Here is an 18,623-nt window from a genome sequence, read left to right on the forward strand (position 1 = left end):
TCAAAAGACGATTTTATTTTTGTATTTCCATTTGTGCTTTTGCTAAAACAGCCGATGTATTATCTGGTGTAATGCTTGCTCTAAATTCTGTTTCTAATTGGTTTTGTTTATTAACATCCTTAATTTTAGGTAAAATCTGATAAAATTCTTCAATATTATCAATACTATTTCATGCATCCACTAATTGCTTAGTGTTTTGTGTTTGTAAGATTAGTGAAATATTATAATTAGTAAATTTATCTAATCGAGGCTTTAATGCTTGTTTTAAAATTTCGCGAAATTGTTGATATAAAAAATCTAAATCATCAAATTGATTAGGATTATGATAATTAACATCTGCTTTTTGTAATAAATTTTTCACTTGCTGATCTGCTAAACCGGGTAATTTAACAGAATTTATATATGAATCAAGTGTTGAATATTTATATTCATAATACTTTCTATCACTTGCTCCTGTGTTTAAAACTGCAATTGATAAACCAAAAGCACCGGCAGTTACAGTTGTTGCAAGAGCAGAAAATCAAAATAATTTTCTTTTAGTTTTTGCTTCCATTTTACCCCTTTGTTTATTTTATAATTATACTAATTTTTATCATATTTTTAAATTATTTACATAATATTCACATTTTTTGTTCCTTATTAGTCACTTTTTTTTGAAAAATAATATAAAAATTATGTATAAACAAATTGATTCAAGAGATTGTTCATTATATGTATTTATACATCTAGCAAATAAATACTATAACGAACAATATGATATAAACCAATTAAAGTTGAATGTTAGTTACGATGAAGAAGGCATTAGTCTATTTCATTTTCAACAAACTTTGTCGCAATACCAATATCAGTTACAAAGTTTTAAATGTGGTGCAAAAGATTTTGAAAAACTTGATGTTGATGAATATCCACTTGCTGCAATTATCTTAAATCAAAATATGCAGCATATGGTGCTAATTGAAGAAGTGCAAGGAAATAAATTGTTAATCTATGATCCAAAACAAGGAAGAATAAAACAAGATAAAAATATTTTTTTAAACTTATATCAAGGAATATTAGTCAAAATAAGCAAAGATAAAGTAGCACAAAAACAAATAACAAAAAAGCATAAAAATAATTATTTCGGTGGTTTAAGTATTTCCATAAAGTTGATCTTTATGTATTTGCTGCAAATAATTATTTCACTTATTACACCATTAACAACAAAATATATTTTTGAAAATATAATTCCATTTCATCTTAAAAAGGAATTATGATTAATGAGTGGATTTTTTATTATTTTATTTGTAATTATTAGTTTAATTCAAATAATGATCACTAGAATCTTTGAAAATAAAGTATTGACTAGTTATTCAAAAGAATTCAATAATTTATTGAAATCTTGAAGTCATCAAAATATTAAAATTATTAATCAATTAAGTGAAATAGAGATAAAAAATCGCATCAGTTCTTTAATGAATTACTTAATTCATAAAAAGACTTTTTTGTCTAAGGTTTTTGTAAACATTATCAGTTTTATCATTTCATTGATTATTATTTTTGCTATAAATAAAAAATTGTTATTTGTTGTAGGTGCTTTTGGAATAATTACAAGTGTTTTTGCAAGCATTTATATGTTTTGGTATTTTAAAAACAAAAATCAAATTGTTGCTCAAAGTATTCTAACTGATAAACAAATCAATAATTATATTAATATTTTGAAAGATAATTTTGATTATACATTTGCAAATTTATATCAAAAGAATTTATTGAATGATTATGCAGCATATATACAAGAAAATTCTAATTTTAATTTACAGATGCAAAATTTTAATGATTTTGAATTGTTTTTAGATGTTTTTTATCCATTTTGTATCCTTATTTATGGAACTTTTCAAATATGATCTCAGAATTTGAAAGTATATGAGTTATTATTTTTTATCACAGCATCAAATTTGTTTATCAAGCCACTTAAATTTATCCCGCAAGCACTTCAGATGTCAAAAGATTATAAGATTAGCAAAACTATGCTTAATATTTTTAGAACTGGTAAACCTGTAAATTCGAATCTTTTAGAGAATATCAATTCGATTGATAAAATACATCTATCATATGTATCTTTTTCATATAATAGCAATCCTAATTACAAAGTTGTTAATATTCCGAGGCTCATAATTGATCAAAAACATATCATCAAAGGTGATAATGGTAGTGGTAAAACTACATTATGCAACATCATTAGTGGTAAATATCAAATTGATTATGGGGAAATCTTGATAAATGATCAAAAAATAAATTTACACAATAACCAAATACGTGAAAAAATTTATTATGTAGGGGATAAAAATCAAAAATTAGATATGTCTATATCTGAATATTTAATGATATCTGATTCTTTTGGTTTCAATGATACCATTAATAGATTTAAGTTATATCCTATTTTAAAAAAAGCAAATTTGGATGATATAGAAAATATAAATATCAATTCCTTATCAAGTGGACAAATGCAAATAATTAAGTTGTTAAGAATTTTTATATTAGATTATGATGTGATTTTATTCGATGAAGCATTTGAATCGATTTCACAAGAGATTTTCTTGATGGTTCAAAAACCACTTCGATATATTTTGAAAAACAAAAAAGTAGTAGAAATTTCACATAATAATAAATATCTTTTTCCTGATTCGCAAGTAATTAATCTTGAAAAAGTACAAAATTAGTTTTTTAGAATATTTACTACTTTTTTCATTATTAGCATTGCTTGCGATGTTTATTTATTTGATTATGTATCAGTCGATTAATAAATATCAGCAGGTGATAATTAGACAAAATAATAATGAACTAATTTTAAAAAATATAACTTATGATAAATTAGCATTAAAAAACTATCAAATTGACTTTAATTTTGAAGATAAATTGCATCAATATCAAATTAATATTGATGCAATAAATGAAAATGAAGAAATTATTATCAAAAATTCAGATTTATCAATGTTTTTAAAACAAAAGAACCTTGAATTTATCCCAGTTCGCTTAATTGAATCAAAAGAATTAATTTATAAATATATTTATAACTGATTTATACATTTATTTAACTAATTTTATATAATTATGCTATGTTTAAATATAACCTGCAAATCAACCTTTCTAATCAACCTAGAAATACAGAAATTTTTATTAATCAAATGTATGAGATTTTAAATAATTTTGCTAATTATTTTAAAATAGATAAAAATAAGCAAATTATTTTAGATGTAAGCTTTGTTTCAAAAAATAAAATTAAACAACTTAATTTTGAATATCGTAATAAAGATTATGTAACTGATATTCTTTCATTTAGTTTTCAAGAAAATAATTTATATGACAAACTACCGATTTATTTTTTAGGTGAGCTAGTAATATGTTGACATAAAATGAAGATGCAAGCAAAAGAGTTCAATCATTCACTTAAACGTGAATTTTGTTATTTATTCACACATGGGTTGGTACATTTGCAAGGTTATGATCATTTAAATGAAAGTCAAAAACAACAAATGGATAGTATTGTAGATATAATTTTTAATCCATTAAGAATTACAAGGGGATAAAATGAAAATAAATGTTGAAGAATTAAAAGAATTATTAAAATATTCATATTGTCCATATTCAAAATTTGCTGTTGCAGCAATTGCAATCGATGAAAATGGAAATCAATATAAAGGTGTTAATGTAGAAAACGCAGCATATCCGTCCGGTTTATGTGCTGAAAGAAGTGCATTGTTTGGTTCGGTAGCTTATGGTGGAAAGGTTGGAAAATTCAAAGAAATACATATTATTTCTTCAGGAACATCAGAAGTAAGTCCGTGTGCAGGATGTAGGCAAGTAATGACAGAATTTATGCCTAATGATGCATTGATTTATCAATATAGCAATGATGCTAGCAAAGTTCGTATTAATAAATTAATCGAACTTTGCCCATATCCCATTCATTCGGAGAATATTAAATAATGAAAATTTGTTTTGCAAGCATTCTTGGTAGACCTAATGTTGGAAAAAGCAGTTTATTAAATGCTATTATCGGTTACAATGTTGCAATTGTTACAGATACTGCTCAAACTACTCGAGATCAAATTACAGGTATTTATAACGATGATAATTACCAAATTATTTTTACTGATACACCCGGAATCCATAGACCTGAAAATAAGTTAGGTCAAACATTGAATAAAAATGCTTATGAATCAACAAAAGATATTGATGTATTGTTGTTTTTAAGTCCATCTGATGAGAATCTTGGTAATGGTGATAAAATGATTTTAGAAAAAATAAAGAATGTAAAACACAAAATTGCTGTAATTTCTAAAATTGATAAAATTCAAGGTAAACCCGAACTTTTACAACAAAAAATGCAGCAATTACTTGCATATAATTTTGAACATATTATTTCAACAAACATCAATAATGATAAATCTATTAGTGCATTAATAGATTTAATTAAAACATATACTTATGATGGACAACCACAATATGATAGCGAATATATCACAGATAAATCGATGCGATTTATTGCTAAAGAAATTATTCGTGAATCAGCAATTAATTTATTGTATGAAGAATTACCACATTCTATTGCTGTTGAAATTTTGGAATTCGATGAATCTGATCCTCAAAAAATAGTAATTGATGCAGTTATTTATGTTAAAAAAGATTCACAAAAAGGAATGTTAATAGGAAAAAATGCCGAAAAAATTAAAGCAATAGGAAAATCGGCACGTATAAAAATCGCACGTCAATTCGGATTACCCACAACCTTATCATTGAAAGTTAAGGTTGCTAAAAAGTGAAATGATGATTTAAATTTATTGGGTAAATTTGGTTATAAATAGTTGTTTAACACTTTGATAAAGTGTTAAACATTTTTTGTTCAAAATTTTAATAATTTTAGTTTTTTATTGGTTTTTATTTTATAACATACAAAAAAATTTAATAATAATGTGTATATTTAAAACTTAAATAAGTAAAAATATAAATAGTATTAAACTTTTTTATCTTATTTATAGGCATAAAATATTTAACTTACATATTTCAATGATTTTAAAAGTAGTAACGAATTAATAGCATTATGTAAAAAAAAAAAAAAAAACCTTTATAATTTCATTGTATATCTTTAAAAAGATAAAACACATACATTTGTGTTAATAAAAATTTAAAGTTTATACTTAAATTATTACTTTATTGAGGTGAAATGAAAATCAAAAGAAAATTAAAATTATTTCTTGGTGCTAGTGGTAGTTTAGGACTACTTGCTGGTGTTGCTGCTGCTTCAGCAGGAACACCTACACAAGGACAAAGTCAGACTACTTCAACAACATCAAGTGTTTCTGACCAACAAGGACAGACAACCACATATAAAATTACTCCATATGTGCATTCTATTTCATATTCAACAGATACAACTAACAGTGCAAAACGAACTTTTTTAGTTACTAGAGAAGTCAATTTAGTATTTGAAAACGGAATTGATTCTGTTACTAGAGCAAAATATGAAGCAATTTTTAAAGATAAAGGATTAAAATATTCTGTTTCTAGAAGGTTTGTTAAAGGTAAAACAAATATTTTAGTAGGAATTCATGGAGATTCAGATGTTTTAGTTGATAATAAATTATCAGATTTATCAAATAATCTACCTTATGGAGATAATTTATGACTTCAAACTGATGCATATTGAATTTCAACTTTAAAAGATGGATATGTTTCTGTTTTAGCAAAAAATACTAATGCGGCATTTTATGCTGCAACTACTTTAGCTGAAGTCTTCAAACAACTTAATGGTTATGAGATTGAAAAATTTACCATTAAAGACTATGCAGATATAAAAATGCGTGGAACATTAGATGATTTCAAAGAATCACAGTGATCACAACAAGATCGTCTTGATTATTTTGCATGAGCATCTAAATATAAATTAAATACATATTTATATGCTGCTAGTGATGATTTAAAACGTGGTAGTCAATGAAAATTATTATATACACCAGGTGAGCTTGCTAATATCAAAGAATTAGCAACAACTGGAGAATCTACTAAAGTTAGATTTGTATATACAATTAATCCATTTAACCAAGGTGACTTTACAGCAGATACATATAATTCCGATTTAGCAAGTTTAGAAAGTAAAATTTGACAACTTGCAACAGCTGGTGTTAAACGTATTGCGCTATATGCAAGCAATGATATGAATTTAAATACTAGAATCTTAAATGATTTAACATCTTGAATTAAAGAAAAAGTCGTTACTGCTTTTTCAGATTTTGATGCATCAACTTTATTTTTAGTATCTAATACTGATTACCAAGATTATTACAATTTATTACCAAAAGAAATTGAGATTGTAAAATTACCTAAATCTAAGGCAGCAGAAGTTGCATCGAATGTAAGTGACTTTGTAAATAAAGCAAATCGTGGAGTTAGTTTATTATTAAATTGACCGACAACACAAAAATATGAAGATCAAGGAAATATGGTTTTAGGTGGTTTATCAACATATCTACCATCTATTACAAATAATCAATCTTTAACCAAAGGATTAGATGGAATTATAGTAAAACCAATGCAAGCTAAACTTGCTTCTCGCATCGCATTATTTGAAACAGCAAATTATGGCTGAAAAGTATGACAATCATCTAACGATGCTTGAGTACAATCGTTTAATTACCTTTTAAATGATTCAGATTTAGAAAGTAAAGATGCACAAGCATTACGTACCATTGCATTGAGATTATTTGATAATCCTTATTCAGCAACAAATACTGTTGCTAATACCGATTCAGTTGCTTTAGAAAGTCATGCTAATAAGTTTAAACAAACATATAATACTAAAGCATTTAATTTATATGATGTATATACATTACAAGATGAGTTAACTAATTTAACTGATGCTGTGGATTTATTAAAAATCTCAACAGCAACAAAAACCAAAGCATTCTTTTCAGAAATTAAACCTTGAGCAAATATGCTTAAAGATTTATCAACAGCAGCAAATCATCTAATTGATGCAGCTGTTGATATTAAAGCAAATAAATATGATGATGCACTTAATGCATTCACATTAGGGGTAAATTTATATAAGAGTGCCATTGAATCACATCAGTATAACTACGATGGTGTAGCAGTCGAAGTAAATGCTGGAAACAAGGTTCTTAAACCCTTTATTCAATGACTTATCCCAGTTGTAAATCATGAATTACACAAGAGTCTTGGAGATGTTCCGAGAAATCAAGAAGTGATCACAAACTTACAAAACAAAGATTCTAAATCTGATGTAAAATGAGTTTTACAAAAAAATAACCAAAGAGTTTTAATTTATGGAAATCAAACAGGTTCAGTACCACCCGATAATAAAAATAAATACTTTGGAACATTATTTGATAAACCAATTCAATTCAGAGAACTTTGATTGAGATATGCAGGATATCAAAATGGTAATATCAAAGATCATTTTGATAATGCTAAAATTCAAGTACTCTATGCAGATGATGTAGATTATGCATCAGATTTGGATGTTACTACATATACTGCAATGAAAAGACAAAATACACAAGAACGAAATACACATATAATTGATTTAACAAAAAAAACAATCAAAGAATCTTCGTGACATGATATTGATGGTCAAAATGCATCCGTTGCCACTGTAACTGGTATCCAATCATCAGTTCGTAAGGTAATTAAGCTTACTAAACCAATCGATGATGTAATTGGGGTAAGAATTAAGAATGTTAGCAACACTACTAATAGTGATGAATTTAGACTTTTAGAATTCTTAGTAAATCCTCAAACAGATATAAATGATTTACAAAAACTAAATTATAATTTTTATAATAATTTAACCGATTATCTTAGTGGGGTAGATACTTCGAAGTTGATAAATCCTGCTAATACAACTAAAAATGATTTAGAAAAATTAACTGATGACAATTTTTCTACCACAGAAACTTTTGGAACTATAAATGCAGCAGATTTAGATCAAATTATCTTTAAATTAGATAAATTATCAGAAGTTTCTGCTGTTGCTTTCCAACAAGATATAGACACAACTAACAAAGGTTTCCCGCTAATCCAAGTTAAATATTATGATTCTGCCACATCTACTTGAAAGAATTTTGGTAAAGGTTATGATAATAGTTATATTAAAGCACAAAGTAATGAAGATGCAAAAGCAGAATACTATGAAACATATGGATATGCAAAAACTCAATATATCTCACTTGTTTCTAGAGCAACAAACAGGGAAAGTGGAAATAATCCGTTAAAACTCGCAGGTTTACAAATATATGGACCTAATGAAGCTGTTGAAGGAGTCCATTTTTATCCTTTTACAGTAATGAAATATACTTCCGATCAATCAATCAATGATATTGTTAACCCAGATTCAGATACTGTTACTAAACTTACTACATCTGTTACATCATCTGGTAGTTCAGGAACAAATAATGTTTCTAATAATAATAATAGTAATAATGTAGATTATTCTGGAGACTATGTTGATGTAAACTTTGATCGTCACAGTGCGATTAGTTCAATCCACTTTGTGCAAGGGGAAAACTTTTTAGATAAATATATTGTGCAAGGGTATGTTAATGATACTTTTACCACTTTATCAACTATAAATAATTCGACAGGTGATGATGTAATTAAAATTACTAATACTAATAAATATAATGGTATCCGTATTAAACCTACAACTGGATTTACAGCAAAACCATCATGAGATATTAAACATTTATTTATCACTCCACTTGAAAATCCAGTAACAACTGCTTATATATATCATTCTTATAATGTTAACACTGATAAATTATTATCATCATATAATAATGATACCTTTAAATTATTTGCCAAAGAAGGAAACACAGTATCAGTTAAAGTAAAAGATAAAAGTGGTTTCGGATTAGATTTACAAAAGATTTATACTTTAAAAGATGTCAAATTTGAAAGTGCGCTTCCAGAATACCTTATTAGTCAAGCATCAACTGATGGTGTAACTTGATTTAATTTATATAATAGCACACAACTAACTGATAAGCTGGTTAGATACATTCGATTACAATACTCAAAAGACTTATATGATAATAGTGATTTTGGTTTAGGCGAAACTAAAACTGATACAACATCAAAAGATATTTACTTTAGTGGATTGACAGTAACAGTTAAAGACTTTGATCGTTTTGGTCGCATTGTAGATAGTGATTTAGAAGCTTCTAACATTGAAAATAACTATGGTGGTTTTGATAGTGACCTAGATACATCAACTAAATTTATCTCAACTCCAAAAGCAAATAACGAAGTTGTTTATGATTTAGGTTCTGATATTGATTTAACATCATTAAAAATCTATGCAAATAACAACTCATATAATTATCCAAGAGACTTAGAAGTATTAGTAGCCGAAACTAATGATAAAAATACCGTATGAAAATCATTATTTGAAATCGGAAACGATCCAAATAACTTAGAAGATATTTTAGCTCGCACCAATAGTGGAACTATTGATACCGAACATCCAAGATTTAAGTGATGAGGTGTTGACAATTTAACAGATACTAAAGCTAGATATGTAAAATTATTAATTAAAAAAGATTATCCAGCTGATCGCTTATTAGAAATCAACGAAATCCAAGTTAATGGTGGAAAATATTATTCAAAAACTGATCCTAGATTCTCTGGAACTAATTATCAAGCTGCGTCGGTAGAACATGAACCTGCTGCAATGCTGGATGCTGATTATACCACCTATTGAGAGCCAAAAGAAGAAACTGGTGAGTTATATTATAATGTTGCTGATACCAACTGAAAAGATAAAAACTTAATGGTAGTTTCGACTGGACAACCATCAGATGCTGTTGTCTATCAAATTACATTTAATTTATTAAAAGGTGGCTATGAATACAAACGACTTGGAACCTTATTTAACAACATCGTAACATTTTCTTTATATAAGCCTGAAGCCTATTTACAGGGTATAAACAGTGCAAACTTAGTTGGATTTAAAATTAAATGAAGTGGTAAAAAACCAAAAATTGTGCAATTTAACCCTTATGTAATTACTGGGGAAGTTGCAGATAAAACAGCAATTAATAAATTAAAATCATCTTATGAAAATCAAAATGATACTAATAATCGAACCGAAGAATCAAAGGATGCATATGTAAACGCTGAACATGCTCTTAAGCAATTAATTGATTCTAAGGATAAAGCTACTGAACCAGCAAAAAATACAAGAGCTAAACGTGCAGCAGCCACAACTGATACGACAGATACTCAAAAAGATGCAAAAGCAGAGGAAAACATCCAAAGAGTTACAAGACAAGCTCTTCAGCGTTATGTTGATAAATATGTAGACGCTTTATACTTTCCAACCATTAAAGCAACTGCTAATGTGGATGCAGAAAAATATACTATAAAAATACCTGTTCCTTTTCCGACATATGCTAAAGTTTCTTCAGCTACTTATCTGCAATATTTATTAAATGGTTACGTAAATCCTGCTTTATATACAAAAACTTCATATCAGCCATATCAAGATGCTGTTAATGAAGCTAAATTAGCACTAGCAGATCCAAATAATTTAACTACATCAGTTACAAATGCGATGATCAATCAACTTACGAAAACTAAAGCAGCATTAGTTAAACTACCAACATTTAACAAACAAATTGCTCAGTTAAATGTTGCAAAATTTGATTTATTAAATCCAATCGAATATCAATATCCAAGTTTCAATGATCTTAAAACTCATGTGGGATCAATTCGTTCAAAAGTTAATACTTCTAGTGATTCTACAACTGAAGATAGTTACAAACAACTAAATGAACAATTTGATACTAAATATGCTGCATTAGAAAAATCTACTGTCGGTGCAAAAATTAAAGAATACGAAGCATATCGTGATGCTCATTCATATCCATTTAATGATAAATACCAATTAAAGTTCCCTGCTTTATCAAATCAGTTGTTAACTGAGGTTCAAAATGATGATAATATAGTATATTCACAATATATTACAGCTGATAAAGTGCAAGAAGCCTTAGATTCGTTAAAAGTTGTTACCGAATCAGTTATTAATGAACGTAATTTAGCAATTGCAAAATACAAGTTATTATTATTAGATCCGATTTCTAATGATAATAATGTTTGAACCAATGCATCATATCGTGAATATCAAGCCGTTTTAGATCGCATTGCTTCTAATGTTTCTGAATCTAAAATTGATTTATTATCACAAGCACAAATTAACCAAGATGAAGCTGATCTTAAAGAGACTGCTAAAGCATTAGTTGTAAATTCTACCAACTTAGATGATGCTAAAGCATTAGCAAAAGCATTGATTGCTAAATTAGATGATAAATCTAACTACTTAGCTCGTGTTGATGCAACAAATAACTCATCCGAACTTACTCGAATCATCGAACATCTACAAGAAGAATATTCATTCCAAGAATGAAGTAAATACACCGATGCTGTAAATGCAGTAAACAAAGATTTACCAAAATTATTGCAAGAGTCTAAAAAAGCTGCTCTTGAAAATCTTTTAGCAAAAGCATTTACCAAAACAGATGTTGATAAAGTTGCAAAGCAGGTTACAGCATTATTAGACAAACAAAATCAAGTGACCGCATTAAACCAAGACATCGATACTTTAATTGCTGGATTAGCTTCACAAGCCTTGAAAAACACTTATTCAAACTCACTGACAGCACTAAATGCACAATACGATGCAATGGTAAATGGTTTACAAAGCACAGATAAGCTTGATAGCTTAGCACAACCTACCTTAGATGCTTTAGCTGCGCTAAAAGTTAAGGTAAATGATGCAAACCAAACTTCTAAAGCAATTTCTGAGGAAATTAAAGATTTAACACCAGATATTAAACAAAGTATTTTAGATGATGTTAATAATGCAACTAATAATGATTTATTAGCTAAAGAATTAACAATTGCACAAAAACTAAGTTTCAATTATCTTTTAAATTTAGTTTCACAGCAAGCTGATCAAATCAAAGATGCTGCATCAAAAGAAAGTTTTAAAAACGAGTTAAAAGATGCAACCACAAAAGAACAGTTGTTGCAAATACGTAAAAAAATTGCTGACGCCCAAGAACAAGCTGATAAAGAAGCTCAAAAACCTGCTCCTGAAAGTAAACCAGAGCAACCTACAACTCCACAAAAACCTAAAGAAGAAAATCCAAAAGTTGTTACAACTTCAAATAACAAAGGTGCTATTGCAGCAATCATTGTGTTATTAGTCTTAGCAGCAGCATTAGTTGCAGCATCAGTATTTGTATTTAAGAAAAAATCTAAGAAAAAGGATAATTAAGGAAGTATATAATGAAGAAAACTAAACTTAAAGCATTATTTTTTGGCGCTTCTGCATTAGCAACTGCTTGTGTAGCTGCTGCTACCAGCAACCAAAGTGAACAAGTTGCTTCACACCAAGAATATGCTATTTTTCCAATGGTTCATAATATTTTGTATCAAAACAAAACTTCTTTGATTAGTCAAGATGTTAACTTAGTATATGAAAACGGAATCGATTCAGCAACTAAAAACCGTATCCAAGAAGCACTTGCTTTTAGACATATTACTTCTAGCGAATCTAGAAGTGTTGTGAGCGGAAAAACCAACATCCTAGTTGGTATCTCGGGTGATAGTGATAATTTAGTTGATAACAATATTACAAAAATAGATTCAAGCGATGATTTTGCAGCAAGTAATTTTGCTAAAAACGATGCATATGTAATTAAAACACAAGATAATTACATTTCATTATTAGCTAAGGATTCAGATGCAGCTTTCTTTGGTGCAACTACTTTATGACATATCTTCCAACAACTTGATGGATATAAAATAGAAGATTTTACCATTAAAGATTATGCTGATGTTAAAATCCGTGGATTTATGGACTCACACCGTGTTTTTGATGGTGCTGAGCATAATCAAACTAAGGATGAAATGATTGATATTATGCGCTTTTCAAGCTATTATAAAATCAATACTTATATCTTTGAACCTGATAAAAAATTAGCTGGCGCTTATGCTAATAATCAAAATCAAATAACTACTAATGAAGGTGATTCAGATACAGATAAACAAACACAAAAAGCTTGAATGGTTCCACTCAATCAAGCACAACTGGATGAACTTACAGAATTAGCCAAAGTTTCAAAAGAAACCCATGTTAAATTTGTTTTTGCCTTAGATGCTTTATCAGATTTTACTAATGAAAATTATGATGCTAATTTGACACTTTTAAAAGCTAAATACTTACAAGCAATTAAGGCTGGTGTACGTAAAATCGGATTAATGTCTATGGGTGAGCAATCGCCTAAAACGGTGCAATTATTCACTGATTTAGTTGCTTGAATCAAGAGTTTAAAAAGCACCTATCCTGATTTAATAGATACTAATATTATCTTCCAAGGATATTTTGGTCGCTCATCTGCGATTACTCCACGCTTACAAAAAAGTGCTTCTACTAAAACACCAGGATTTATTTCATATTATGCATCGCTTCCATCAGAAGTGCAACCGTTGATTTTAGATGATGAATTTAATGATCACCAATACATTAATGAATACGATGTAGACAAATATACCCAAGATGGACAACAAATTAAACCGATCTTCTTTAAAGAATATCCAGATGATTTTGCTCGTGATGCAAATAAATTATATTTAAGAACTGCTGAGGAATTGATTCGGCCAAATGCTCAAAATGGATATAACGGAGACTATACATCCGTTAATGTTGATCCAAGTAAATTTACCGGATTTATTTTATCAACTGGAAATAAAAAAGCAGAGTTTTCAAAATTTGGTTTCTTTGATTTAGCTAACATAACTTGAAAAATATTACCAGCAGGTGATGGTAGACAAATTGAAAAGGATCTGATATATCAAGCTTCGTTTCGTGCTATTGCTAATAACACTGCAATTGAAACACCAGAATCAATTGCTTTAAGAAGACTAGGAGCATACCTTGCTCAAGATACTTATTCAGAAGCACTTTTTGCCGGTGATGCTATCACTCCTGCAGCAGAAAATTTTTATAATGTTTTAAATAGTGATAACAGCAAAGGAACTAGCACTTATCATAAAACAGAAGCACAAACTTATTTAACTGAAATAAATAATCTGTTTCCACAAATACAGATTTTATTAGAAAACAAATCACATTCTAAATTTATCGATACCATTCATGAATTTGTTTTAGCTGCTTCGGATTATTTTCAGGCACAAAAGTACTTTGTGTTAACTTATATTGAAGCAAATAAATCCAATCCAGATGATGAAGAAATTGTTGATTATTATATAAAAGCACAAAATTATTTCCAATCATATCAAAGTCGTAACTATTATTCAACTTCATTTAGGGATATTGGTATCGGATCACACTTTACCCGTAATCTTACTTCGTTATTAACACCACAGTTATTGGCAAAGGTTGAAAAACTACTTCCAACTGCAGCAGATCCGCAAAATAATGGGATGAGCATTATTACCGATTTAACTAGTCCAAATACTCAACAAAATATTCCTGGTTCAATATTTACTTTAAATAACCAAAGACAATTTGTTTACACATTAGATGCAAATCGGCAAAATAATAATCGTATCTTACCTAACAACTACTTTGGGGTTAAATTTGATAAACCAATCGATGTTAAAGACTTACAAATTAAATTTGGAACCAATACTTCTAATAGTGAAGAATATTTCACTAAATTTAAAATTCAATATCATCTAGATACAGATAACAAAGATGTATGAAATGATTTACCTAAGGATGCTAATGCTCAATCAAGTAGTTCGAGCTCTGGTTCGACTACAACAGATAACTCTTATACTTTAAGCACATCTAGTTTTTCAAATTCAAATACTTTTAAAATTTCAGTAAACCAAAAAAATGTTCGTGCCATTCGTATGATTGATACTGAAACTGGAACCGGTAGAAATAAATGATTCCGTATTTATGAATTTGTTGTTAACACTGATACAGCTCCAAGGATTGGAACAACTGCATTAGTCATACAAAATGATGACCAAACCCACGGAAGTGATTCTGTTAATAAACTAACTCTTACATCCGATAATGTTACTAACCTAAATAAATCAATTTTTGATAACAGTGTTTCAATCAACAATTTTACCAATAATAAATTTATTCAATTTAAATTAGCTAATGCAGCAGAGGTTTCATCAGTAGTTATTGACCAAGGAAAAAATGACTCATCAGTTAGTTATTTAAATAATGGTGTAATTGAATATTGAGATGCTAATGCTAAAGCATCTGGTTCTGAATCTGCTACTGGTGCTTGAGTTAAATTTGGTAACTTAGTTCCATCACAAAGATACCAAATCATTCGTGGTAAAGCATTTGCACAATTTTTCAGATTACGTTCTACTGATACTTCATTTTCTGGACCATTATCATTAGTTTCGATCCATTTATTTGGACCTGGAAATCAATATTTATACACTGATAAAGACTCAAATCAAACAACTAATTTATTTACTCAAGTTGTTGATAAGGATGAATTTGGATTGTTTGTTGGTAAAACAACTGGTTCCGATGGTGCTTCATCAACTACACCGGTAAACTTAACAACAGATAAATATGTTGGCTTAGACTTAAAGCAAATGTATCAACTTAATACTATTAAGTTAAACGGACAAGATAGCATTCCTAATAATGTATCATTAGAAACATCAAGAAACGGAATCGTATGATATCCATATACAGGAACTTTTGATGATAACAACAAGTTTGCAAGATACATTAGAATTAAAAAGGCTACAACTACAACAGCTGAAAATAATCAGGAGCCAACTCTTTCTAGTTTGGATGTAAAAGTTGTAGATAGCAAAACATACGGAAGAATGATTGGTTCAAATGTGCAAACAATTAATGGTTGAGGTGAAGATACTCGTTATTCAGGTAATGCTATCGATGGTAATGTATCAACATATGATATTTATAATGGATATCCACTTCAAAATGATTACATTATTTATGATTTAGGAAATACAGTAACCTTAAATTCATTAAAGATGTATGTAGATAAAGATACTTATAACTATCCAAGATTCTTTAAAATCTTAGTTTCTGATAAAAATACTACAACTGATTCGGAATGATATGAAATCTATAACAGTACACCAGCAGAAAGTAGCACTAATCCTACTTCGTTATCAGAAGTTAAAGATCCACAATATATTCAAACTACCAACTTATCATATCCACAATTTAAAAATATTGTAAAAGTAGATCCACAGCGACCAAATTATAGATATTTTGATGCTGATAAAATTTCTGAACTAACTAACAAAAATGTTAGATATGTAAAAATAGTATTTACCAAAACTCTTAATATCCTGTTAGATAATAATAATCATAATTTATCTCGTGGAGTACAAATTAATGAAATTATCGTAAATGATAATTGAGATAATGTTCCAAAAGACCCAAGATTTGATGGAACTAATTATTTACCTGCTAACAAAAATAACTACCCAGTTAAATTCTTAGATGGAAATTACAACACTTACTGAAGTCCAGATACACAAAATGGAAGCTTAAAATTCTATGTTGATCCTAATACATATGATGGTAAGGATTTATTAGTATATTCTGATGGATCAGCAACCAATGCAACCATTTCAGTGATGCTTTATGATGAAAATACTAAAAAACAAGAAACACAAAAACTTGGATTATTAGCATTTTCAAATATGACCTTTGATTTAACTCAATCAGATAGCAATAAGAAAATCATCGGCTTTCAAATAGATTGAAGTGATAAAAAACCAGTTATTTATGAACTTGCTCCATCAATTCGTCCTACTACTTCTAGTGGTGATAATAGCCACGATCAAACAACCTTAGCAGCATTAAAAACACAAGTTGATAAGACACCAGAAAATTTTGATGCTTGAACTAAGGAAGCTCAAGATCGTTGAAATAAATTAAAAGAACAAGTTAGTGCATTAGTTGCAGATAATGCAAAATTACCAATTAATACATTAAATAACATCAAAGAAAGTATTGAAAATGCACAAAAAGGTGACCTTAAAATAACAGCAGATAATGTTGAAACATTAAGTGATATTATTAATGCTACACTTCCTAATACCTCGTATGTGCAAGATGCTAATTATGCGTTATATCAGTTATTATTAACCAGTGCAAAACAAATGATTGATCCAAAGAATCAAAATCTTTATTCTCAAGCTGATTATCAAGCTCTAAAGGATAGATTACATCAAGTGCAACCTACTTTAAAATACACCAGTTTCGATCAACAAGTTTCTGATTATAATTTAGCTAAAATAGATTCATTAGATGCAAGCCACTATGATCCACAAACCTTTGCAAAATTACAGCAAGCAAAGAAACAACTTGATTCAAAAATTAAATCTGGAACAGCAACCCCTGCTGATTACTATCAAGTTAACCAATTAGTAAAACAATCAATTGATAGTTTAAAAGCAAATGATTTAGGAACTACATATACAAACCTAGTAGATGCAATTACTAAAGCAAAAGCATTTATTGCTGAAAATGCTCTAAAATTCCCACAACAATCACAACAGTTACAAAAACAAATCGATCAATGGCAGGCAACTTTAAACAACAAAGATGCTAAGTTAGAAGATTTACAAAAAGCTTTAGATCGGATGAATCGTGCTAACGAAGATGCACAAACTCAAAAAGATGAATTAGTTGCTTCATTGGATAATTTATTAACACCGCTTGCTAATACTGATGAAATCTATACCGATGCATCATACCAAACATATCTTGATACAATCAATCAAATTAAAACAATCAATCACGATCCATCGATGTTAACTGCATCAGATATCCAAAAATATGTAAAACAAATTCAAGATGCACAAAGTATGTTAGCAATTTCACCAACTAAACTTGAAACTGCTAAAAAACAAGCTATCGCATTAACTGAAGGTCTAGATTCAGATGTTCAACAAGAATTTAAAGATCAACTTGCAAAAGCAAAAGATACTGCTGCATTAGCTAAAATCATTAATGCAATTAATGATAAAGTGCAACAAAGCAAGAAAAATAAAGAAGTTTTATCTAATAGCATCAAACGTTTATTAGATAAACTAACAAACGAAAAACTCAAAGCAGACTTAGAGCAAGAAGTTAAAGAAGCTAAAACCGAAAATGAATTAGCAAACTTTAAATCAAAAGTGTTACAACTATTAAGTCCAAAACCAACCTTACCTGCTCAGCCAAGTACACCAGAAAATGGTGATAAAGATACTCAAAAACCAGAGCAAGGCGGAAGCACTAATAACCCATCAAATACCGAAGGTTCAAAACCACAAGAAGGAGGCAATAGTGGATCAACAACCACTCCACCTACTTCCGAAAACAAATCAAAAGACCAAAATCCACAAGATAATAAAAATGCACAAACATCAAAAACTGTTGAAAAATCTACTGGACCAACTGGCGGAGCAATCGCTGGTATTGTAATCGCTGTATTAGCATTTGTTCTCGGTATAGCAACCTTTGGATATACTTGATTTAAAAACAAGAAGAAAAAATCAAATCAATAATTTTTAAAAACATCGCATCTGCG

At 28.7% G+C, this 18,623-nt stretch carries 8 protein-coding genes; 7 read left to right on the forward strand and 1 reads right to left on the reverse strand.

Annotated features, from left to right (window positions below; genetic code table 4):
* Window positions 1-13 precede the first annotated feature (13 nt).
* The gene (locus ACR82Z_RS01945) at window positions 14-553 is read right to left on the reverse strand and encodes a hypothetical protein (protein ID WP_435130446.1); all 540 of its coding nucleotides are present in this window, start codon (window positions 551-553) and stop codon (window positions 14-16) included.
* A gap of 121 nt (window positions 554-674) precedes the next feature.
* Here ACR82Z_RS01945 and ACR82Z_RS01950 point away from each other — a divergent pair, with 121 nt between their 5' ends.
* From ACR82Z_RS01950 to ACR82Z_RS01980, 7 genes are all read left to right on the forward strand, one after another.
* Window positions 675-2,696, forward strand: a complete 2,022-nt coding sequence (locus ACR82Z_RS01950) for an Mbov_0121 family peptidase domain-containing ABC transporter (RefSeq protein WP_435130448.1) — start codon at window positions 675-677, stop codon at window positions 2,694-2,696.
* Entirely contained in the window at window positions 2,677-3,075 is a 399-nt protein-coding gene (locus ACR82Z_RS01955; RefSeq protein WP_435130449.1) for an MAG1140 family protein, read from the forward strand. The genes ACR82Z_RS01950 and ACR82Z_RS01955 overlap by 20 nt, the downstream gene beginning before the upstream one ends.
* Before the next feature lie 17 nt (window positions 3,076-3,092).
* The gene (gene ybeY / locus ACR82Z_RS01960; RefSeq protein ID WP_435130451.1) at window positions 3,093-3,563 is read left to right on the forward strand and encodes an rRNA maturation RNase YbeY; all 471 of its coding nucleotides are present in this window, start codon (window positions 3,093-3,095) and stop codon (window positions 3,561-3,563) included.
* 1 nt (window position 3,564) lies between these two features.
* Window positions 3,565-3,963, forward strand: coding sequence for a cytidine deaminase (gene cdd, locus ACR82Z_RS01965; protein ID WP_435130453.1), 399 nt, complete (start codon window positions 3,565-3,567; stop codon window positions 3,961-3,963).
* A complete protein-coding gene (gene era, locus ACR82Z_RS01970) occupies window positions 3,963-4,841 on the forward strand; it encodes a GTPase Era (RefSeq protein WP_435130455.1) in 879 nt (292 codons plus the stop codon). Before cdd ends, era begins: the two co-directional genes overlap by 1 nt.
* 359 nt (window positions 4,842-5,200) lie before the next feature.
* Complete coding sequence (locus tag ACR82Z_RS01975) at window positions 5,201-12,331, forward strand: beta-N-acetylglucosaminidase domain-containing protein (protein ID WP_435130457.1); 7,131 nt, start codon at window positions 5,201-5,203, stop codon at window positions 12,329-12,331.
* 11 nt (window positions 12,332-12,342) lie between these two features.
* Window positions 12,343-18,600, forward strand: a complete 6,258-nt coding sequence (locus ACR82Z_RS01980) for a glycoside hydrolase family 20 zincin-like fold domain-containing protein (protein ID WP_435130459.1) — start codon at window positions 12,343-12,345, stop codon at window positions 18,598-18,600.
* The last annotated feature ends 23 nt before the right edge of the window (window positions 18,601-18,623 follow it).

It is taken from the genome of Mycoplasma sp. 6243 (assembly GCF_051200785.1).
GTDB lineage: Bacteria > Bacillota_I > Bacilli_A > Mycoplasmatales > Metamycoplasmataceae > Mycoplasmopsis.